Source organism: Vogesella sp. XCS3 (genome assembly GCF_020616155.1).
Classification (GTDB): domain Bacteria; phylum Pseudomonadota; class Gammaproteobacteria; order Burkholderiales; family Chromobacteriaceae; genus Vogesella.
Map to the genome: position 1 here is coordinate 1,817,836 of NZ_CP085530.1, position 21,080 is coordinate 1,838,915.

At 60.9% G+C, this 21,080-nt stretch carries 21 protein-coding genes; 11 read left to right on the top strand and 10 right to left on the bottom strand.

Annotation, left to right across the window (positions count from 1 at the left end; all coding sequences use genetic code 11):
* Nucleotides 1–2: 2 nt before the first annotated feature.
* Nucleotides 3–752 carry a flagellar motor protein gene (locus tag LCH97_RS08580; RefSeq protein ID WP_227305115.1) on the top strand — a complete coding sequence of 250 codons (750 nt, stop codon included), beginning with the start codon at nt 3–5 and terminating at the stop codon, nt 750–752.
* Between the two features lie 68 nt (nt 753–820).
* Here LCH97_RS08580 and LCH97_RS08585 read toward each other — a convergent pair whose 3' ends face one another.
* The 3 genes from LCH97_RS08585 to LCH97_RS08595 all read right to left on the bottom strand — a co-directional run bounded on the left by LCH97_RS08585 (nt 821) and on the right by LCH97_RS08595 (nt 3,871).
* Nucleotides 821–2,215: an exonuclease domain-containing protein gene (locus tag LCH97_RS08585; RefSeq protein ID WP_227305119.1), complete on the bottom strand. Its 1,395-nt coding sequence runs from the start codon at nt 2,213–2,215 to the stop codon at nt 821–823.
* A gap of 76 nt (nt 2,216–2,291) precedes the next feature.
* Entirely contained in the window at nt 2,292–2,885 is a 594-nt protein-coding gene (locus LCH97_RS08590) for a 3'-5' exonuclease (RefSeq protein ID WP_026107606.1), read from the bottom strand.
* 74 nt (nt 2,886–2,959) lie between these two features.
* Entirely contained in the window at nt 2,960–3,871 is a 912-nt protein-coding gene (locus tag LCH97_RS08595; protein WP_227305122.1) for a LysR substrate-binding domain-containing protein, read from the bottom strand.
* Between the two features lie 92 nt (nt 3,872–3,963).
* Between LCH97_RS08595 and LCH97_RS08600 the strand changes: the two genes are divergently transcribed.
* Both LCH97_RS08600 and LCH97_RS08605 read left to right on the top strand, forming a co-directional pair.
* Nucleotides 3,964–4,254 (top strand): hypothetical protein, encoded by a 291-nt coding sequence (locus tag LCH97_RS08600; protein ID WP_227305125.1) that lies wholly within the window; start codon nt 3,964–3,966, stop codon nt 4,252–4,254.
* On the top strand, nt 4,245–4,853 hold the full coding sequence (locus LCH97_RS08605; protein ID WP_227305128.1) for a glutathione S-transferase family protein: 609 nt from the start codon (nt 4,245–4,247) through the stop codon (nt 4,851–4,853). Before LCH97_RS08600 ends, LCH97_RS08605 begins: the two co-directional genes overlap by 10 nt.
* A gap of 84 nt (nt 4,854–4,937) precedes the next feature.
* On the opposite strand, the gene htpG is transcribed toward LCH97_RS08605, so the two are convergent.
* Complete coding sequence (gene htpG / locus LCH97_RS08610) at nt 4,938–6,842, bottom strand: molecular chaperone HtpG (RefSeq protein ID WP_227305130.1); 1,905 nt, start codon at nt 6,840–6,842, stop codon at nt 4,938–4,940.
* A 200-nt stretch (nt 6,843–7,042) separates the two neighbouring features.
* Here htpG and LCH97_RS08615 point away from each other — a divergent pair, with 200 nt between their 5' ends.
* Together LCH97_RS08615 and LCH97_RS08620 are read left to right on the top strand one after the other, a co-directional pair.
* Nucleotides 7,043–8,572: a sensor histidine kinase gene (locus LCH97_RS08615; RefSeq protein ID WP_227305132.1), complete on the top strand. Its 1,530-nt coding sequence runs from the start codon at nt 7,043–7,045 to the stop codon at nt 8,570–8,572.
* 9 nt (nt 8,573–8,581) lie between these two features.
* Entirely contained in the window at nt 8,582–10,183 is a 1,602-nt protein-coding gene (locus LCH97_RS08620; protein ID WP_227305135.1) for a DUF3369 domain-containing protein, read from the top strand.
* Between the two features lie 65 nt (nt 10,184–10,248).
* Here LCH97_RS08620 and adk read toward each other — a convergent pair whose 3' ends face one another.
* The 6 genes from adk to LCH97_RS08650 are packed head-to-tail and all read right to left on the bottom strand — an operon-like array spanning nt 10,249 to nt 13,916.
* Nucleotides 10,249–10,905, bottom strand: a complete 657-nt coding sequence (gene adk / locus LCH97_RS08625; protein ID WP_147684476.1) for an adenylate kinase — start codon at nt 10,903–10,905, stop codon at nt 10,249–10,251.
* 28 nt (nt 10,906–10,933) lie between these two features.
* Nucleotides 10,934–11,704, bottom strand: coding sequence for a 3-deoxy-manno-octulosonate cytidylyltransferase (kdsB, locus tag LCH97_RS08630; protein WP_227305137.1), 771 nt, complete (start codon nt 11,702–11,704; stop codon nt 10,934–10,936).
* Nucleotides 11,701–11,883 (bottom strand): Trm112 family protein, encoded by a 183-nt coding sequence (locus tag LCH97_RS08635; protein WP_017506910.1) that lies wholly within the window; start codon nt 11,881–11,883, stop codon nt 11,701–11,703. Before LCH97_RS08635 ends, kdsB begins: the two co-directional genes overlap by 4 nt.
* Nucleotides 11,864–12,880: a tetraacyldisaccharide 4'-kinase gene (lpxK, locus tag LCH97_RS08640; RefSeq protein ID WP_227305140.1), complete on the bottom strand. Its 1,017-nt coding sequence runs from the start codon at nt 12,878–12,880 to the stop codon at nt 11,864–11,866. The genes LCH97_RS08635 and lpxK overlap by 20 nt, the downstream gene beginning before the upstream one ends.
* Nucleotides 12,877–13,296, bottom strand: coding sequence for a biopolymer transporter ExbD (locus LCH97_RS08645; protein WP_227305143.1), 420 nt, complete (start codon nt 13,294–13,296; stop codon nt 12,877–12,879). Before LCH97_RS08645 ends, lpxK begins: the two co-directional genes overlap by 4 nt.
* 8 nt (nt 13,297–13,304) lie before the next feature.
* The gene (locus tag LCH97_RS08650; RefSeq protein ID WP_227305145.1) at nt 13,305–13,916 is read right to left on the bottom strand and encodes a MotA/TolQ/ExbB proton channel family protein; all 612 of its coding nucleotides are present in this window, start codon (nt 13,914–13,916) and stop codon (nt 13,305–13,307) included.
* A 365-nt stretch (nt 13,917–14,281) separates the two neighbouring features.
* Between LCH97_RS08650 and xseA the strand changes: the two genes are divergently transcribed.
* The 6 genes from xseA (at nt 14,282) to LCH97_RS08680 (ending at nt 21,001) form a co-directional block, all read left to right on the top strand.
* Nucleotides 14,282–15,637: an exodeoxyribonuclease VII large subunit gene (xseA, locus tag LCH97_RS08655; RefSeq protein WP_227305300.1), complete on the top strand. Its 1,356-nt coding sequence runs from the start codon at nt 14,282–14,284 to the stop codon at nt 15,635–15,637.
* A 100-nt stretch (nt 15,638–15,737) separates the two neighbouring features.
* Nucleotides 15,738–16,187 (top strand): DUF4442 domain-containing protein, encoded by a 450-nt coding sequence (locus LCH97_RS08660; protein WP_227305149.1) that lies wholly within the window; start codon nt 15,738–15,740, stop codon nt 16,185–16,187.
* 155 nt (nt 16,188–16,342) lie between these two features.
* Nucleotides 16,343–17,869, top strand: a complete 1,527-nt coding sequence (gene gpmI, locus LCH97_RS08665) for a 2,3-bisphosphoglycerate-independent phosphoglycerate mutase (protein WP_227305152.1) — start codon at nt 16,343–16,345, stop codon at nt 17,867–17,869.
* Nucleotides 17,866–19,167: a murein hydrolase activator EnvC gene (locus tag LCH97_RS08670; RefSeq protein ID WP_227305155.1), complete on the top strand. Its 1,302-nt coding sequence runs from the start codon at nt 17,866–17,868 to the stop codon at nt 19,165–19,167. The genes gpmI and LCH97_RS08670 overlap by 4 nt, the downstream gene beginning before the upstream one ends.
* 20 nt (nt 19,168–19,187) lie before the next feature.
* Nucleotides 19,188–20,576 (top strand): S41 family peptidase, encoded by a 1,389-nt coding sequence (locus tag LCH97_RS08675; RefSeq protein WP_227305157.1) that lies wholly within the window; start codon nt 19,188–19,190, stop codon nt 20,574–20,576.
* A 35-nt stretch (nt 20,577–20,611) separates the two neighbouring features.
* Nucleotides 20,612–21,001, top strand: a complete 390-nt coding sequence (locus LCH97_RS08680; protein ID WP_227305159.1) for a hypothetical protein — start codon at nt 20,612–20,614, stop codon at nt 20,999–21,001.
* Nucleotides 21,002–21,080 lie beyond the last annotated feature (79 nt).

Genomic DNA, 21,080 nt, shown 5'->3' on the forward strand with positions numbered 1-21,080 from the left:
TCTTGGACAAGATCAGTATTGTTGCCGTGCTGGGCGGGCTTACCGCCATCCTGGCTGGCCAGGCGCTCGAAGGCGGCCACCTTGGGTCCCTGCTGCAGCTCACGGCATTTCTTATCGTGATCGGCGGTACAGCCAGTGCCGTGATGCTGCAAAGTACGCCCAAGCAGTTTGTTACCGGCCTGCGTATGGTGCGCTGGGTGTTCAGCCCGCCACCGTTTGAATACGACAAGCAGATCCGCGAAATCGTCAACTGGAGCCAGACCAGCCGCCGTGGCGGCCTGCTGGCGCTGGAAAGCTTCCTGAATGGCCAGAAAGACCCGTTCAACAAGAAAGCCCTGCAGATGCTGGTAGATGGTGGCGAGCCGCAAAGCATCCGCGAAGTGCTGGAAACCGAAATCGACAGCTACGAACATGGCCGCAAGCAGGCCGCCAAGATCTGGGAATCCGCGGGCGGCTACTCCCCCACCATGGGTATTCTGGGCGCGGTACTGGGCCTGATCCACGTGATGGAAAACCTGTCCGACCCGTCCAAACTGGGCGGCGGCATTGCCGTGGCTTTTGTGGCTACGGTCTATGGCGTGGGTGCGGCCAACCTGCTGTTCCTGCCGATGGCCAACAAGCTCAAACACCTTATCCGCCTGGAAAGCACGGCCAAGGAGCTGGTAATGGAAGGCATCGTCGCCATTGCCAATGGCGAAAACCCGCGCCTGATCGAAGCCCGCCTGCGCAGCCTGGCCAGTATCAACGACTAAGGGCTATCGCCCCAGCGCATGCAAAACGCCACCTTGCGGTGGCGTTTTGCATGGTACTGCCGGCCTGCTCAAGCCAACTCCCGCAGCTCGGTATTCTCCATGGGCTTCTTGATGAACGCCGCCAGCAGTTTGTAGGTATCCACATCAAAGCGCGGCGTGCCCTGCGGGGCAGCCTGTTCGCTACGGCGGCTACCCAGATAGCACCAGCGCTCGAACAGATGCTCTTCCCACTGGCCACTCACCGGGTCGGTTTCGCGTACCGCAATCATGCCTGCGTAGGGCCAGCTTTTCAGTTTGACCTTACCCAGCGCGTGCAGCAGGCGGATATTGTGGTTGGCCGCATCCTCGCGCCCGATACACGCGCCTTTGCAGCGGCCGATCTGGTAGGCAAAGCAGGCGCCCTTGCGCGCGCCACGCTTTTCCAGCTGCAAGCAGGTCTGGCACAGGCCGTTGGCTTCGCACAGTTCGCCCAGCGCCTTCTTGGCTTCTTTCTGGGTGCGGAACAAACCGTAAATGGCATCCAGGCGGGCAAAGTCCACGTCGCGGGCGTACACGATGCGCGGCAGCAGAAAGCCATCCGCCCCGTCGGCCAGCTGCAAGGTACACAGCTCTTGCTCCAGCCGGCCACGTTGGTTGTGCAGCGGCTTTTTGTCTTTGATCAGCTGCAGCTCCAGCAACAGCGCGCCGAATTCGCCAATGGTTTCCACCCACTCCACGTGGCGGATTTCCTGGCTGATACGCATTTCCTTGTGCTGGCGATGATCACCACTGAAGTGCGACAGCACACGCGTGCGCAAGTTGACGCTTTTGCCCACGTACAGCGGCAGACGTTTCTCGTCAAAAAACAGGTAGACGCCCGGCACATCTGGCAGATTGTCCACCACTTCAGGGGCCAGGCCCGGCGGCACCGACGGCAGCGCCATCAGCTCGCGCGCGGCGTCTTCCACCACGCCCTGGCCCAGGCTGGCCGTGGTCTGGCGCAGAAACTGGTACACCGCCTCGGCGTCGGCCAGCGCACGGTGGCGCTCGGCCAGCACAATGCCGTGACGGGCGATGATGCTGTCCAGGTTGTGCTTGTAATGCTGCGGGTAGAGGCGGCGCGACAGTTTGACGGTGCACAGTACATCGCTGCGAAAGCTCAGGCCTACCCGCTTGAATTCATTCTTCAGAAAGCCGTAGTCAAAGCGTACGTTATGCGCAATGAACAGCCTACCCTGCAGCTTTTCCAGCAGCGCCGGGGCAATGTCGGCAAACGGCGGCGCGGTGGCCACCATGTCGTTACTGATGCCGGTCATCTGTTCGATGAAGGCTGGAATGGTCTGCCCGGGGTTCACCAGGAAGTCGAAGCGCTCTACGTGTTCGCCATCCACCAGGATAACGCCCACTTCGGTGACACGGTCGCGGGTGATATGGCCACCGGTGGTTTCCAGATCCACAATGGCGCAAGGTTGCTCAAACAGCATGAAAATACTCAGGAAAATCAGGGATCAAGCCCGCGCCACGCGTGGGACGGGCAGACTAACACAGCACCACGGCAGGTCAAGTCCCCTGCAGTGCCTGCCATACGCGCCAGGCGACCCAGGCATCGTTGGCCGCATACAGCTGCTGCGCCTCGGACAGCGCGCGCAACGACCAGTTGGACGTGGACTGCTTTTTCGATTTGCGGAAATACTGGCCAAACAGCTGGGCCACGGCCTGTACCGCGCCAATGGTCAGGCGCTTGTCCTCGCACTGGAACAGATTGCCCAGGTCCAGCAAGTTCAGGTCGGTCACACCAAAGCGGTTTTTCAGGTGGGCACGGTCCGAGCTCAGGTCAAAGCCTGCCAGCGTCAGGCCGGGGCGCGACAGCAGTGCGGCCAACGGTGCCGGCATCGGGCCTTCGCCCAGCGGAAACAGCCAGCCATGGTCGGCGCTGGCCAGCTGCACCAGATGCGGCCCGGTGGGCTTCTGGCCCTTGTGGAAGGTTGGCCGCGACTCGGTATCGAACCCCAGCACGTCGTGGGCTTGCAGGGCGGCTACCGCGGCCAGCAAGCCTGCCTCGTCCTGCACCAGGGTGATCTGCGACAGCGTCAAACCGGCAAACGGCGGCAGCGCCTTGATTTCGTCTTTGGGGAGATGGCGGGTAATCTTCATGGGGCAATACGGTAGCGCAGAACGGGCGCCATAGCGATAGCCCATGGCTAAAAATGTACCGCTGGCCGTACAGGCTAGCGCGTGGCCGGGCCACTACCGGCAGGTAATGCGGCCAGATAGTCGGCCACTTCCTGCTGTATCCAGGCAGCAAAGACTTCCTGCTTGTGGCGGGCACTTTCCCGCGGTGGCCACACCAGCCAGCAGGGGTGAGGATACGGCGCCACGATATCGGTGACTTGCACCAGCCGGCCGGTGTCCAGATCGCGCTGCACCAGGCTACGCCGCTCCAGCGTAATGCCCTGCCCTTGCCGCACCATCTCCAGAATCAGGTTGGAATCGTTAATCCACAACAGGGCTTCACCTGGCTCCTCGATGCCGGCGAGCTGGCACCACGGCTGCCAGCTTTCTACCGAGCGGATCAAGGGGCCGGCCATCACTTGTTGCGGCGTCTGCGGCAGCCGCCCTGCATTGAAACCGGGCGCGGCGACCATCAGTAATTGGTCGTCGAACAGCCTCAGCTGCTGCAAGCCTTCCCAATTGCCCTGCCCGATACGGATGCCTACGTCCACCAGACCCTGGCGCAGATCAAGAATATCCAGGCTGGCACGGATACTAACGCGGTAGTGCGGATGCAGCGCCTGAAAGCGGTGCAGCCGTGGCAGCAGCCACTGCGCGCCAAAAGATGGCAACACCGCCACCGCCAGGTCGCCTTCGCGCGGCCTGGCCTGGATCAATCGGGTAGCTTCGCCCAACTCGGCCAAGCCGCTACGGATCTGCAAGGCGTAAATGCGCCCCTCCTCCGTCAGCCGCAGGCCACGGCCTTCACGCACAAACAGGGTGATGCCCAGCAGGTCCTCCAGCAAGCGAATCTGCTGGCTGATGGCCGAATGGGTGACGTGCAACTCCTCGGCCGCACGCGTAATGCTGCCCAGGCGCGCAACGGCTTCAAAGCTGCGTAGCGCAGTGAGGGGTGGAAGGTTCTTCATGTAAGCAAAACTAACATTTCCCGGAAGAATTAATCAATTTTCCTTTGTTTCTCATAGGCTTAAAGTAGTAACACTACTGGGAGGGAAACACAATGGAACATGTACTACATCTGACGCTACACGCGAGGGAGTTGTTGGTGCTACAACTGGTGCGCCCCTGCCAGGTGCGTGCGCTCAGCGGTGCGCACTGGCTGAGTATCAACGGCCAGGACATCTGCCTGAATAGCGGCGAGCAGGCACTCTTGCCCGCCGGTAAACTGCTACTGGAAGGCCATGGCAGGCTGGATCTGCACGGGCAAACCACCGCGGCAACCACCAATACGACGCTGCCGCTGGGTTTTATCTCGATCCACAACCAAACAAGGGAGCTACCATGCAACTGATCGGCATGCTGGACTCACCCTACGTCAGACGGGTGGCCATTTCTCTGCAACTACTGGGGCTGCCACACCAGCACCAGCCGCTGTCGGTATTCCGCCATATGCCGGCCTTCCGCCACATCAACCCTGTGCTCAAGGCTCCCACACTGGTATGTGACGATGGCGAGGTGCTGATGGACTCCAGCCTGATCCTGGACTACCTCGACCTGCACGTGCCGCCGGCGCAGCGGCTACTGCCGGCCAGCTTGCCGGCACGACAACACGCTCTTTGCCAGGTAGGGTGGGCACTGGCTGCCATGGAAAAAGCGGTACAAGCCTATTACGAGTGCCAGTTGCGCCCGCCAGATGCGCGCCACGCGCCATGGCTGGAACGGGTCAACGAACAACTGAACGCTGCCTGCGCTGGCATGGAAAGCGCACTGCAACGCCACGCCCCGACAGCAGGCACGCTGAATCAGGCCACATTGAGCATGGCCGTGGCCTGGCGCTTTATCGCCGAGCGGGTGCCTGATCTGGTCGCGGCAGACGCCTACCCTACTCTGCGCGCCTGGAGCGCACAGGCGGAGTTACACCCGGCGTTTATCGCCTGCCCGTTCGACTGATATATCAGGTTGGCCGCGAAAAAACCGCCAGCCCCGAAAGGCTGGCGGTTTATTGGAGAGCGCTGGCGCTAGCCGGGCGCAAGGTCAGGCGGACAGCTCCAGCATCAGCTTGTTGATGCGCTTCACGAAAGCTGCCGGGTCTTCCAGCTTGCCGCCTTCGGCCAGCAGTGCCTGGTCGTACAGCACATTGGCCAGGTCTTCGCGGCGGCCGTCGTCAGACTCGGTAGCCAGGCGTTTTACCAGCACGTGCTCCGGGTTGATTTCCAGCGTGGGCTTGGCACCTTCCGGCACCGGCTGGCCGGCGGCCTTCAGCATGCGCTCCAGATGGGCGCTCATATCCTGCTCGCCTACCACCAGGCAGGCCGGGCTGTCGGTCAGGCGGGCGGTGGCACGTACGTCCTTCACGCGCTGGCCCAGCGCTTTTTGCACCAGCTCTACCACTGGCTTGGCAGCTTCTTCCACCTGCTTCTGCGCTTCCTTGTCGGCCTCGTCTTCCAGCGCGCCCAGGTCCAGTGCGCCTTTGGCTACCGATTGCAGTTTCTTGCCATCGAAGTCGGTCAGCGAGCCGGTTACCCACTCGTCCACGCGGTCGGTCAGCAGCAATACTTCCACGCCTTTCTTCTTGAACACTTCCAGGTGCGGGCTGTTACGCGCTGCGGACAGGGTGTCGGCAGTAATGTAGTAAATCTTGTCCTGGCCTTCTTTCATGCGGCCAACGTAGTCGGCCAGCGATACGGCAGGTACGTCGCCTTCGCTCGCGGTGGACACGAAGCGCAGCAGCTTGGCGATACGGTCTTTGTTGCCAAAGTCTTCGCCCACGCCTTCTTTCAGCACCTGGCCGAATTCTTTCCAGAAGTCGGCGTATTTTTCCGGCTGGTTGGCCGCCAGGTCATCCAGCAGGCCCAGTACTTTTTTCACGCAGCCGGCGCGGATGGCGTCGATGTCTTTGGATTCCTGCAGGATTTCGCGCGATACGTTCAGCGGCAGGTCGTTGCTGTCGATCACGCCACGGACAAAACGCAGGTACTGCGGCATCAGCTTGTTGCTGTCTTCCATGATGAACACGCGGCGCACGTACAGCTTCACACCCTGCTTGCGGTCGCGGTCCCACATGTCGAACGGGGCGCGCGACGGGATGTACAGCAGCTCGGTGTATTCCTGGCGGCCTTCAACACGGGCGTGGCTCCAGGCCAGCGGGTCGGTGAAATCGTGCGCAACGTGTTTGTAGAACTCTTTGTACTGCTCTTCGGTAATGTCGTTCTTGCTGCGGGCCCACAGCGCGGAGGCTTCGTTCACGGTTTCAAAGTCGTCGCTGACGATGACTTCGCCGTTTTCGCCGTAGCTGTTGCCCTTTTTCATCTCGATAGGAATCGAGATGTGGTCAGAATAGGTACGCACGATGCGCTTGAGCGACCAGTCGTTGAGGAACTCCTCATTGCCCTCTTTCAGGTGCAGCACGATCTCGGTGCCACGCGCGGCTTGGTCTACCTGCTCCAGGGTAAAGTCGCCCTCGCCGGCCGACTCCCAGCGCACGCCTTCGCTGGCCGCAGTGCCGGCACGGCGGGTGGTCAGCGTGACCTTGTCGGCCACAATAAAGGCAGAGTAGAAGCCCACACCGAACTGGCCGATCAGGTTGGCGTCTTTTTTCGCGTCGCCGGACAACTGCTCGAAGAAAGCCTTGGTACCCGACTTGGCAATGGTACCGATGTTGGCGATCACTTCGTCACGGCTCATGCCGATGCCGTTGTCGGTGATGGTAATGGTCTTGGCATCGCTGTCTACCGCGATGCGGATTTTCAGGTCCGGGTCGTTCTCGAACAGGGCCGCATTGTTCAGGCCCTCGAAACGCAGCTTGTCGGCCGCATCGCTGGCGTTGGAAACCAGCTCACGCAGGAAGATCTCCTTGTTGGAGTACAGGGAGTGGATCATCAGCTTCAAAAGCTGTTTGACTTCGGTCTGAAAACCCAGGGTTTCTTTCTGTGCGCTCATAGTGTCTATCTGTGAGGTTAACAACGGTAAGCACTAAATAGGGCCGCCAGCGGCAATTTCAATACCATGTTGGCCGCAATGCCATTGCAGCATTTTGGATACGCCACCACGAACTCTTGCCCTGCTCGGCTTAATTCTGCATAAAAGCTATAAAAGCGTGGCGTAATATGAAATAGACCCCTGATGAATGGAAAGCTGCCATGCATAGCATCAAGGCAAGACTGCTGATCTGGATCCTGTTCGCCCTGCTACTGGTGCTGGGCGCAACCGGCTTGGCATCCTATCGCAGTACCCAGGCGCAAGAGGAGCAGGATTATCAGGCGCTGAAAGATGGCCTGAAACAGCGGCTGGCCCTGTCGCTGCCACATGGTGTCTGGCAGCTGGACGACGAGTTCATCCGCCTCACTCTGGATGCCGAGCTGGAATCCATGGCCGTGTTGGGCATGCGGGTAGAAGGGGACGCGGGTCTTTATCTTGGCCGCCAGAACATGCCCGATGGCCGCGTGGTAAACCTGAAAAAAGACGAGCAGATCAAAAGCGACGAAACCCTGGTGCTGCCCGTGCTCTACCAGCAGCGCGACAACCTGGGCTCGATTACCGTTTACCTGTCGCGCGCGCGCATCAACAACCGCCTGGAAAGCGAGCTACTGCGCCTGGGCATGCAGGCATTACTGGTGGCGGTAAGCCTGTCCATCATTCTGGTTCTGCTGCTACGCAGCTACGTGTTCTCCCCCATACAAGAGCTGCACGCGGCGCTGCTGCGCGCATCCCAACTGGAAAGTAACGAAAGCATCTTGCTACCCGAGGCGCGGTTTTCGGAGTTTTCCGAGCTGGTGCATGGCGTTAACGCCATTACCCAGAAAGTAAGCAGCGAGCTGGAGCGCCGTCGTGATGCCGAATCCTACGCGCTGGAAGAAAAAGAACGCGCCGAAGGCGCCTACCAGCAGCTGGTAGAAACCCAGGATACGCTGATCCGCACCGAGAAGCTGGCCTCGCTGGGCGGGCTGGTGGCGGGTGTGGCGCATGAAATCAATACGCCGGTAGGCATCACCCTGACAGCGGCTTCGCATTTGTCGCTCTCCACCCAGCAAATCGTTAGCCAGTTCTCCAGCGGTCAGATCAAAAAAAGCGAGCTACAGGACTACCTGCATACTGCAGAGGAGTCTTCGGCACTGATCCTGAGCAATGCCGAACGTGCGGCCAACCTGATCCACAGCTTCAAGCAAGTGGCCGTAGACCAGACCAGCGAAGCGCGCCGTACCTTCGACCTGAACGAGTACCTGCACGAGGTCATTACCAGCCTGAGGCCCAAACTGCGCCGTACCCACACACAGGTAGAAATCGACTGCCCGGCAGGGCTGGAGATGGACAGCTACCCCGGCGCACTATCCCAGGTGGTAACAAACTTGGTGATGAATGCCCTGCTGCATGCCTATGATGAAGAGCAAGAAGGCACTATCCTGATAAAAGCCGATGCTATGTCATCACAAAAAGTGCGGCTGGTGGTCAGCGACGATGGCAACGGTATACCCAGGGAAAACCTGGAGCGCATCTTCGAGCCTTTCTTTACCACCAAGCGTGGCAATGGCGGTAGTGGCTTGGGATTACACATTGTATTCAACATCGTCTTTAAACGCCTGGGGGGCAATATCAATGTGGATAGCATGGTGGGTGAGGGGACCCGCTTTACATTGACCCTGCCCTGCGTGGCACCAGAACAACAAGCGTAAGGAACCAGTATGAGCGAGCTCACCGACAACAACGACTGGCTGCTGGACGACCAGGACACCCCACAACCGGATACCCCGCTGCGCCGGCCCTGGAATGTACTGATCATCGATGATGAAAAAGACGTACACAGCGCCACCCGGCTAGCCATCAAGGACTTGCGCTACAAAGAGCGCCCGCTGGCGCTATTGAGTGCCTACAGCGCGGCAGAAGGCTATCGCATCCTGCAACAGCAGCCCGACATTGCCCTGATCCTGCTGGACGTGGTGATGGAAACCGACGATGCCGGCCTGCGCCTGGTAGAGCGCATCCGCAATGAGCTGGGCAATACCGTATCGCGTATCGTGCTGCGTACCGGCCAGCCTGGCCAGGCACCCGAGCAAGAAGTGATCCTGAACTACGATATCAACGACTACAAAACCAAAACCGAACTGACGGTACAAAAGCTGTTTACTACCGTTATTGCTTCGCTGCGCGCCTATGAAAACCTGGTCGCCATCGAAAAAAACCGCCAGGGTCTGTCCAAAATCCTGGAAGGTGCCAGCGACTTGTACCGGCTACGCTCGCTCAAGGAGTTTGCCTCCGGCGTACTCAAGCAGATCAGCGCGATTCTGGATGTGGGCACCGACGGCGTGCTGTGCATGGAAAACACCCATCACGGTGGCCGACCGGAGCTGGAAGTACTGGCCGCCACCGGCGCATTCGAATCACTACTGAACAAGAACGATAGCGCCATTGCCCAGCAATTCCCCGAATTGCACACCGCCATAAAAGAAGCGCTAGGTAGTAAAAGCAACGTCTACCGCCACCCGCTGGACATCCTGTATATCTCGTCGCAAAACGGGCGTGAATTCGTGGTGCACTTCTCGCCGCCTTGGCCGCTGGAAGACGTGGAGCGTAGCCTGCTGGAGGTGTACTGCCAGCGCATTTCCTCGGCTTACGACAATCTTTACCTGTACTCGCAGCTGATCAGCTCACAAGAAGCCACCGTGGTGGCACTGGCCGATCTGGCAGAATTCCGCGATACCGATACCGGCGAGCACGTACTGCGCGTGCAGCTGCTCAGCGATGCCATTGCCACCGAGCTACAGTGCATGGGGGTCTATGAGCAAGACCTCACGCCACGCTTTATGGACATGATAGGCATGGCCAGTATCCTGCACGATGTGGGTAAAGTCGGCACACCCGACCATATCTTGTTCAAACCCGGCCGGCTGGACCCGGAAGAGCGCCGCATCATGGAGCAGCACGCCACCATTGGTGCCAACATCCTGCGCAAGGCCAGCACCATGGTAGAAGGCGTCAGTTACCTGTCCATGGGGGCCGATATTGCTGGCGGCCACCACGAGTACTTTGACGGCAGCGGCTACCCGCACCAGCTCAAAGGGCAGGACATTCCGCTATCGGCGCGTATCGTGGCGGTGGTGGACGTATTCGATGCCCTGCTGCACAAACGCCCCTATAAAGAGCCCTGGCCACTGGCAGAAGTGCTGGACTACATCAGCGGCCGTGCCAATACACAGTTTGACCCGCATGTGGTCAACGCCCTGCTGCAACTAGTGAAAGACAGACGCCTGCCAGCCCCCTTGCTGGGGCCGCTGGAAAACCGCTAAGCAGGCAGCGGGCATGAAAAAAGGCGGGGAAGCTCCCCGCCTTTCTTATGGCAACACGCGCAGAATCAGGCGCCCAGTGCCGCCAGTACGGTATCGCGTACCGACTCTACTGCCTGGGTACCGTCGATCTTCACGTACTTCGGTGCTTTGGCATCGCCAGAGGCCGCCATTTGCGAGTAGAAACCCACCAGCACTTCGGTTTGCTCGTGATACACGTCCAGGCGTTTTTTCACGGTTTCGGCTTTGTCATCGTCACGCTGTACCAGCGGCTCGCCGGTTTCGTCGTCCACGCCTTCCGCTTTTGGCGGGTTGTATTTCACGTGGTAGGTACGGCCGGAAGCCACGTGTACGCGGCGGCCGGACATGCGGTCGATGATGTTTTCGTCCGGTACGTCGATTTCGACTACGTAGTCGATATCCACGCCGGCTTCCTTCATCGCTTCGGCTTGCGGGATGGTGCGCGGGAAACCGTCAAACAGGAAACCGTTTGCACAATCTGCCTCGGCAATACGCTCCTTCACCAGGCCGATAATGATGTCGTCGCGAACCAGGCCACCTGCGTCCATGATCTGTTTCGCTTCCACACCCAGCGGTGTACCAGCCTTAACGGCGGCACGCAGCATGTCGCCGGTGGAGATTTGCGGAATACCAAACTTTTCCTTGATGTAGTTTGCCTGGGTGCCTTTACCAGCGCCCGGAGCGCCCAACAGAATCAACTTCATCGTTTACTCCCATCATTCACTTGTTGTGTTATTCGGAAAGGTTGGCCGCAACGATGGCTCGTACGCGGGCCAGGTCTTCCGGCGTATCCACGCCGGCTGGCGGCGCGTCGGCCACACATTCAACCGCAATGTCAAAACCGTGCCACAGCATGCGTAGCTGTTCCAGCGCCTCGAACTGCTCTAGCGGCGCGGGCGCCAGCTGGCTGTAGGTATGCAGCAGGCTGGCACGGTAGGCATACATGCCGATGTGGCGGTACACCGGCAGGCCGGCCGGCAGGGTGCTGCGGTCGGCTGCGAAGGCGTCGCGGGCAAACGGGATGGCCGCGCGGCTGAAATACAGCGCCCGCCCCTGCTTGTTGACCACGACCTTCACCACGTTCGGGTTGAACATGTCTTCTGCGCTATGGATGGCGTGCGCCAGCGTCGCCATCGGCAGCGCGCCATCCTGCATTTGTGCGGCCAGGGCGTCGATCAGCGCCGGGTCGATCAGCGGCTCGTCGCCCTGCACGTTGACCACTACCGCATCGTCCGGCAGCGCCAGCAGGCTGGCGACTTCGGCCAGACGGTCGGTGCCGCTGGGGTGGTCGGCACGGGTCAGCACCACCTCTACGCCGTGCGCGCGACAGGCATCCACAATGCGGGGGTGGTCGGTGGCCACGATCACGCGGCTGGCGGCAGACTGCGCGGCGCGCTCGGCCACGCGTACCACCATCGGTTTACCGCCGATATCGGCCAGCGGCTTTTCCGGCAAGCGGCTGGACGACAGCCGCGCGGGAATCACCACCAGGAAACCGCTCATTGCACTTCTTCCTCGGGGGCCAGCTCGCGGGCTTCGCTTTCCAGCATCATGGGAATGCCGTCACGGATAGGGTAAGCCAGGCGGTCGCCCTTGCAGATCAGTTCCTGCTTGGCCTTGTCCAGCTGCAGCGGGCCTTTGCACAGCGGGCAAACCAGAATTTCAAGAAATTTTGCGTCCATTTGTTTCTTTCAGTCGGGACAGTATCCACGGGGCCAGATCGGGCTCCAGCCGCGCGGCCACGGGCAGAATCCATAGTCTAGCATGATTGACGCACTGCAACTTGACCGCGTCCTTGGCAGTCACAATCACGGCGTCGACATCCTGCGGCAGGTCAGTATCCGCTAGCGGATGGTGGTCTGGCAGGGCAATGCTGCGCTGCAAGGTCACGCCCAGGCGCTGCAGGGTGTCAAAAAAGCGTTGCGGGTTGCCGATACCGGCCAGCGCAGCCACCTGCTCACCAGCAAAGTCCTGTGCCTGGCGCGTGTTGGCAGGGTTGGCCGCACGGTAAAACGCGCCCGGCGCCAGCGTCTGGCGAAAACAGGGCACCCCCGGCGGCAACGATAGCCGGCTGGCGTCGCCACCGTTTACCACGATAGCGTCCACGCTGCGCAAACGCGCTGCAGGCTCACGCAAGGGGCCTGCCGGCAGTAAATGGCCATTGCCCAGACCACGCTCGCCATCCAGTACCGCGATTTCCAGCGTGCGCCCCAGGGCGTAGTGTTGCAAACCATCGTCACTCAGGATCAGCGCCAGGTCCGGGTGTTGCTGCAACAGCAGCCGGGCGGCAGCGATACGGTTACGCCCTACCGCTACCGGCGCCCCCGTGGCGGCCAGTAGCAGCGGCTCGTCGCCGACCAGGCTGGCCGGCGTCCGGGCCGACACCAGCGTGGCGGTGGTGTGGCTGCCACCGTAACCGCGGCTGATCACCCCGACCTTGACCCCCAGGGCAGCAAAGTCGCGCAGCAGGCTTTCGGTCAGCGGCGTCTTGCCGACACCGCCCACATTGATATTGCCGATGATCACCACCGGTACCGGCAAGGTGGTGACGCTTTTCAGGCCGCAGCGATACAGCAGCCGGCGCAGTGCGGCCAACAGGGCAAACAGCCCTTCGGGCAAGGCCAGAAGGGCTGTCATCCACCAGACAGGGCGGTACCAGTGCTGTTCCAGCCTGCTCACGGTGCTACCGACTGGGTAGAGAAGGTCAGCTGGCTCAGCCCGGCAAAGCGCGCGGCTTCCATCACCGACACCACGGACTGGTGCGTAGCCTGGGCATCGGCGCTGATAATCACCACCGGGTTCTGCTTGCCGCTGGACAGCGTTTTCAGCAGCGTACTCAGTGCCGCTACCGACTTGTCTGCCGGGCGGCTACCGTTTACGCGGTACTCCCCTTCCCGGCTTACTTCTACACGCAGCTCGGCACTTTTCTTTTCTTCGGCCTTGCCTTCGGCCTGCGGCAGGCTGACCTGCAGCTCGGAAAAACGTGAGTAGGTGGTGGTCACCATCAGGAAAATCAGGATGACCAGTAGCAAGTCGATCAGCGGAATGAAGTTGATTTCCGGCTCTTCACGATGGCCACGACGTCGAAAATTCATGCCAGCTCCTAGTCGCCGTGACGGTCGCCGTGAATGGCTTCGACCAGCCGCACTGCCTGGGCTTCCATTTCCACCAGGAAATCATCCACGCGGGCGCGGAAGTGACGGTAGAAAATCATGCTGGGAATCGCCACCACCAGGCCAAATGCGGTGTTATACAGCGCCACCGAAATACCATGCGCCAGCACGCGCGGGTCGGTACCGGTAGGGGATTGGGAACCGAAGATCTCGATCATGCCGATTACCGTGCCCAGCAGGCCCAGCAAGGGCGACATGGCGGCAATGGTGCCCAGCGTAGTCAGGTAGCGCTCCAGTTCGTGCGCCACAATCCGGCCCTCGTCCTCGATGGCCTCTTTCATCACGTCGCGCGACGCGTTCACCTGGCGCAGCCCGGCAGCCAGCAGGCGGCCCAAGGGCGAGTGCCCGCGCAGTTCGGTTACCATGTCGCGGCTGGCACCACCACGGCGTAGCTGTTGCAGGGTTTGCGCCAGCAGCCCTTTTGGCACCACCAGCGCGGCACGCAGGCTATAAAAGCGCTCGATGGTGATAGTGAGGGAGATAATGGAAGCAATGATGATGGTCCAGATCGGCCAGCCAGCGGCTTCAATGATAGACAGCACGAGGGGATTCTCCCTTGATTGAGCAAGCGTTAAACTTTATCGGGTAGGCGGCAGCGGCGCAACACGATTGCATCACCACCCGCAGATGAGACATTGTCCCAAGTTCTGGTGCTAAGTGTCGATTTTTTCTAGGCTTTTACCAAACATCCACAAAAGCTGTGGATAACCCTGTGGATGAAGCTGGTGCAACGGCCTATCCCCTTGTAAAAACAAGCCTGCTGCCCTATTGCACACAAATTACGCCACCAATCTAAGTCATTGTTTTTAAAAGTTTTTGATTTTTTCAATTTACCCCGCCGCACGCTGCATGCATAAGCAATCAGCCTGCTTTTGTTTTACCGCCCTCTGTGGATGACTTGACAAGCATGTTTTTCGGCGCATCACAAAACGACGTCATCAGCGTCAGCTCTCTGAACCGTATGGCCCGCGACCTGCTGGAGAGCGGCCTGCCGCCCATGTGGATAGGCGGCGAAATTTCCAACCTGACCCTGGCCGCCTCCGGTCATGGCTATTTCTCGCTGAAAGACGCCGGGGCGCAAGTACGCTGCGTGATGTTTCGTAACAAGTTGGCCGCATTGGGTTTTCGCCTGCAAGAAGGCATGCAGGTAGAGCTGCGCGGCACGGTAACCTTGTACGAAGCCAGGGGCGATTACCAGATCAACGTTGACAGCATGCGCTCGGCCGGCCTGGGCCGCCTGTACGAAGCGTACGAGCGGCTGAAGGCGAAACTGGAAAAAGAAGGATTGTTCGACAATCAGCACAAGCAGGCGCTGCCAGATCACCCGCGCCGCGTGGGTGTCGTCACCTCCCCCGCCGCCGCCGCCCTGCGCGACGTGGTCACCACGCTGCGCCGGCGCATGCCGTCCATCGAAGTGATTCTCTACCCCTGCCAGGTACAGGGCCAGACTGCGGCGCAGCAGATTGCCGCCGCCATCGCTGCGGCCAACCTGCGCCAGGAGGTAGACGTGCTGATCGTATGCCGTGGCGGCGGCAGTATCGAAGACCTGTGGGCGTTTAACGAGGAGCCCGTCGCCCGCGCCATCGCCGCCAGTACCCTGCCCGTGGTCAGCGGTGTGGGGCACGAAACCGACTTTACCATTGCCGACTTTGTTGCCGACCGCCGTGCCCCGACCCCCACCGCGGCCGCCGAGATGGTTTCGCCCAGCCGTGAGACTATGCAGCAGAACCTGGACCTGACACGCCGCCACCTGGCACGCGCCCTGGGCCGCCTGCTCACCGACAAAAGCCAGCGCCTGGACTACCTGGCGCGACGCCTGCAGCACCCGGGCGACAAACTGCGCCGGCAGCAAGCCAGCCTGCAGCAGCTGCAAGCCCGCCTGCAACGCAGCCTGCAGCAAGGCCTGCAGCAACGAGGCTGGCGCATTGGCAGCCTGCAACACCGCCTGCAACGGCAGCGGCCCGATATCCGCCGCCAGCAAGCCGGGCTACAGCACCAGGCACAAGCCCTGCAGGCCACCATCCACCAGCGCCTGGCACACAGCAGGCTGGCGCTGGGCCGGCTGGAAGCCACCCTGCTGGCCATGAACCCGGAAGCGGTACTGGCGCGTGGCTACGCCATCGTGCAAAACGCCGCCGGTCAGGTGGTACGCTCGCCAGGCGAGCTGCAATACGGCGAGCATGTGCAGATTCACCTAGCAGAGGGCGTCACAGGGGCGCGCATCGAGCCACTGCACGGCACGCAGAGCGAACTACCGTTCTAGGCACCACCTGGCCCCCTGCCCAGTGGCCAGGTGCTTGACGCGCTTGGGTAAATTGCCGACGATGGCATGATTCAAACAGCTGTTTCACAACACACACATCATGAATCATCGCCTAGCCAAAACCGTCTTCAACTTGTGGCCCCCGTTCTGGGGCGCCGGCATCAAAGTAGCCCGCATCGCACCAGACTGGAAACAGGTAGAAGTCCGCCTGCGCCTGGGCCTGACCAACCGCAACTACGTGGGTGTGCACTTTGGTGGCAGCCTGTACGCCATGACCGACCCCTTTTTCATGCTGATGACGCTGAAAAACCTGGGCAAGGACTACATCGTGTGGGATAAAGCCGGCCGCGTAGACTACGTCAAGCCAGGCAAGGGCGTGGTTACCGCCCGTTTCCAGCTGCACGACAGCTGGCTGGACGAAGTCCGCTACGCCACCGCCAACGGCGACAAATACCTGCCCGAGCTGGAAGTGGACGTAGTCGACAGCCAGGGCGAGCTGGTGGCCAAGGTGCACAAGACGCTGTACATACGGCGCAAGAAAAACCGCTAACCCCGGTACAAGCACGGCAGCCTGTAACGTGGCGGTTACCAACAGCCGTGCGGCTCGGCGCTGACAGGCAAGGCGCGATACAATACTATCCCTGTCAGACAGGTATGCAGCCTGGCCTGCATGCGCCACCCGATATTTGCCCGCACGGAAGACATATGAGCAAGGTAACGCCCGTTCTACTGCTGATTCTTGACGGCTTCGGCCACCGCCTGGAAGGCGACGACAACGCCATTCTGGCGGCCAACACCCCGCACTGGGACGCGCTGAAAGCACGCTACCCCTACGGCACCATCGACGCCTCCGAGCACAACGTCGGCCTGCCCGGCGGCCAGTTCGGCAACTCCGAAGTGGGCCACCTCAATATCGGTGCGGGCCGCATCGTGCAGCAAGACATCAGCCGCATCGATTGCGACATCGAAGCAGGTACCTTTGCCAGCAACCCGGTCCTGGCGCAGGCCATTGCTACCGCCAAGGCCAACGGCAGCACCTTGCACCTGATGGGCCTGCAGTCCGACGGCGGCGTACACAGCCACGAAAACCATATTTTTGCCCTGATCCGCGCCGCCGAAGCGGCCGGGGTTGGCCGCATCGCCGTGCACGCCTTCCTGGATGGCCGCGACACGCCGCCGCGTAGCGCCGAAATCTACCTGCAACGCCTGCAGGACGTGCTGGCCGACTGCCCGCATGCACGCGTAGCCAGCGTCAGCGGCCGCTACTGGGCCATGGATCGCGACAAGCGCTGGGAACGCATGGAAGGCGCCTACCGCGCCGTGGTGGAAGGCGAAGGCGAATTCCACGCCGATACTGCCCTGCAAGCACTGGCCGCCGCCTACGCCCGCGACGAGAACGACGAGTTCGTCAAACCCACCGTGATCGGCGAGCCGCTGAAAATGCTGGACGGCGACGTGGCCGTATTCATGAACTTCCGCGCCGACCGCGCCCGCCAGCTCACCAGCGCGCTGACCGACCCGGCTTTCGACGGCTTTGCCGTACGCCAGCCCAAGTTTGCGCTGTACACCAGCCTCACCAGCTACGGCGAAGCCTACAAACACCCGGTGGCCTACGCGCCGCAGAAAATCAGCAATGGCCTGGGCGAGTACCTGTCCGGCCTGGGGCTGAAACAGCTGCGTATTGCCGAAACCGAGAAATACCCGCACGTCACCTACTTCTTCAATGGTGGCGAAGAGCAGGTCTACCCGGGCGAAGACCGCATCCTGGTACCATCGCCGAAAGTCGCTACCTACGACCTGCAGCCGGAAATGAACGCGCCGGAAGTTACTGACAAGATCGTGACAGCCATCGAAAGTGGCCAGTACGCCGCCATCATCTGCAACTACGCCAACGGCGACATGGTCGGTCACTCCGGTGTATTCGATGCTGCGGTTAAAGCCGTAGAGGCGCTGGACACCTGCGTACAACGCTGCGTGGACGCCATGCTGGCAGCCGGCGGCGAAGTACTGATCACCGCCGACCACGGCAACTGCGAGCAGATGTTTGATAACGCCAACCACCAGCCGCACACCCAGCACACCCTGCAAAAAGTGCCGTTCCTGTATGTTGGCCGCACGGCCACCATCAAGGATGGCGGTGCGCTGCGTGATATCGCCCCATCGCTGCTGGCCATGATGGGCATTGAACAACCGGCCGAAATGACCGGCCAATCGCTGATCGAGTTCCAGTGAAAAAGCTGCTGTGCCTGACCCTGCTGGCAGGCGCCGTCCACGCGGCCCCCGCCAGCAAACCGCTGGATCCTGCTGCCCCGCAGCAGGATCTGCAAAGCGTGCGCAAAGCCATTACCACCCTGCAGCAAGACATTGCGCAGAAAGAAGCCGCACGCCAGCAAACCGCCAGTGCCATCGCACAATCGGAAGAAGCACTGGAAGCCACCCACGAAGCGCTGAACGCGCTAGAGCAAAAACAGGGCAGCTCCAGCAACCAGCTGGAGCAGTATCAGGCCGAGCTCTTGGGCATCCGCATGAAGGTGGCCGAAACGCGCCAGCGCGTGGGCAAACTACTGGCCAGCACCTACAAACGTGGCCAGCACGACGCCATGAACCTGATGCTGAACCAGGGCGACCCGAACCAGGCCAGCCGCGACCTGACCTACTACACCCATATTTCACGCGCGCAGCAGGAACTGATTGCCAGGCTGCGCGACCAAGAAATTCAGCTGCAGGCCATTACCGAGCGCCTGGAAGACGAGCTGGTGCGCCTGGGCCGCATGTCGGCCGAAAAAGTGCAGCAAAAGCGCCGCATAGAAGCCGCCAAGAACCAGCGCCAGGTACAAGTCAGCCAGCTCGACGCCAGCATCCGCGCCCAGCAAACCCGGCTGCAGCAGCTGAAAGAAGACGAAAAACAGCTGACGGTGCTGATCGCACGCATTAATGCCGAAATCGAGCGCCGTCGCCAGGAAGCCATCAAGAAAGCCGCCGCTGCCAAAAAGGCACACGAAGAAGCCGCCAGGTTGGCCGCAGAAAAACGCCGCCAGCAGGTCGCCGAGGCCAAGAAACAGGGCAAAAAACCGCCGCCAGAGCCTAAAGCTCCCCCGGTGGAACGGATAGACGAAGTGGTAGACGGCAGTGCCTCCGGCCGCGCCTTCAAGAGCCTGCAAGGCCGCATGAAGCTGCCGGTATCCGGGGAGATTGCCGGCCGCTTTGGCGCGGCTCGCGGTGAAGGCAATAGCTGGAAAGGCCTGTACATCCGCACCGCCCCTGGCACGCCAGTGCGCGTTGTCGCCGATGGCACCGTGGTTTATGCTGACTGGCTGCGTGGCTTCGGCAACGCCATGATTATCGACCACGGTGGTAACTACCTCACCGTGTATACCGGCTTCTCGGCCATGGCCCGTGGTAACGGCGCCGGCGTGAAGGCGGGTGACGTACTGGGTACCAGCGGCACGATGGAAAGCGGCGAAACCGGCCTTTACTTCGAGCTGCGCTATCTGGGCAGACCCATCAATCCACAATCCTGGGCCCGTTAGGCCAGGCGAGACACTGGACCATGACCACACCACGTACACGCAAGATTGCCCTGCTCACCACCGGTGCACTGCTGGGCGGTGCACTGACCCTTAGCGTGCAAGCCTTCGCCGACAAAGGCGACAGCGTGCTGCCGCTGAATGAAATGCGTACCTTTGTCGAAGTATTTGGCCGCATCAAGCAGGACTACGTCGAGCCGGTAGAAGACAAAAAACTGATCAACGAAGCCATCAAGGGCATGCTGTCCGGCCTGGACCCGCACTCCGACTACTTTGATCCGCAGGCCTTCAAGGAATTCCGCGAAGGCACGCAGGGCGAGTTTGGCGGCCTGGGTATCGAAATCGGCGCCGAAGACGGCCTGGTGAAAGTCGTGGCGCCTATCGAAGACACCCCGGCGCAGAAAGCCGGCATCAAGAGCGGCGACCTGATCGTGAAGATCGACGACACCCCGGTGCGCGGCCTGTCGCTGAACGATGCAGTAAAACGCATGCGCGGCAAACCGGGCACCAAGGTCACGCTTACCATCGCCCGCAAGACCGAATCCAAACCACTGGTGTTTACCCTGACCCGTGCCGTGATCCAGACCAAGAGCGTGAAATCGCGCCTGCTGGAGCCGGGCTTCGGCTATGTGCGTGTGGCCCAGTTCCAGGAGCATACGGTAGAAAACTTCGCCCAGGCGCTGGGTAATCTGTACAAGGAAAACAAGGCACCGCTCAAAGGTATCGTGCTGGATCTGCGTGACGACCCGGGCGGCCTGCTGAACGGTGCGGTAGGCGTATCCACCGCCTTCCTGCCCAAGGACGCGCTGGTGGTGTATACCGAAGGCCGTGTCGCCGACGCGCAAATGCGCCTGTACGCCAACAGCAAGTACTACATGCGCGGCAATGCCACCGACTACTATGCCAAAGCCCCGGCCGAGCTGAAAAACGTGCCACTGGTGGTGCTGGTAAACGGCGGGTCGGCCTCGGCCTCCGAAATCGTGGCCGGCGCCCTGCAAGACCACAAACGCGCACTGATTGTCGGCACGCAAACCTTCGGCAAAGGCTCGGTACAGTCGGTACTGCCGCTATCCAACGAAGGCGGCATCAAGCTGACCACGGCGCGTTACTTTACGCCTAGCGGCCGCTCCATCCAGGCAAAAGGCATTACTCCGGACATCATTGCCGAAGATGGCAGCGAAGCCAGCGGCCTGCGCATCCGCGAAGCCGACCTGGAAAAACACCTGAGCAACCCGGCCGGTGAAGATGCCACCCCGGCGGCCAAGCCTGCAGCCAGCAAAGCCGCCACACCGGCAGTCAAGCCTGCAGCCAAAGCCGTGGACGATGACAGCAAGCCGGTTGACACCCAGCTCAATCAAGCCTTGAATGTATTGAAAGTACAGCAAATCCTGCTGAAAAAGGCGAGTAACTAGCGGGCATGCATGGCGTGCCCTGTCAGGGGTACGCCATGCCAAGCACCGATCACTTCAAATGCCGCACGCTCAAGCTGGCCAAACCGGAGCAGACGCACCGTGCGGCCAGCTTGCTGGCTGAGGCTTTCGGCATTCGTACCCGCGCCGATGCGCAAAGCGGCCACCTCACCCTGCTGTACACCCTGCCGCAGCACTCGCTTTTACAGCTGGTGCACCATCTGGAACAAGCCGGCATCACCCTGGCCCGCCACCCCATTCACCGCCTGCAGTGCCAGCTAGCCTGCTACTGCGAGCAAGTGCAGCTCGATAACCTGCAATGCCCCCCGCACGCCACCAAAGGGCGCGAAGCGTTTTCGCATATCTACCAACAGCACCCGCACGGTGACCGTGACGACACGCCAGAGGAGCTGCGGCTGGAAAAATAGCCTGCGGCCAACCCTGGCAGGTGTAACACGGCCGCCATATCAGCCTGGCGGCATTCCTGCTAATCTTGCGTTTTTCCGG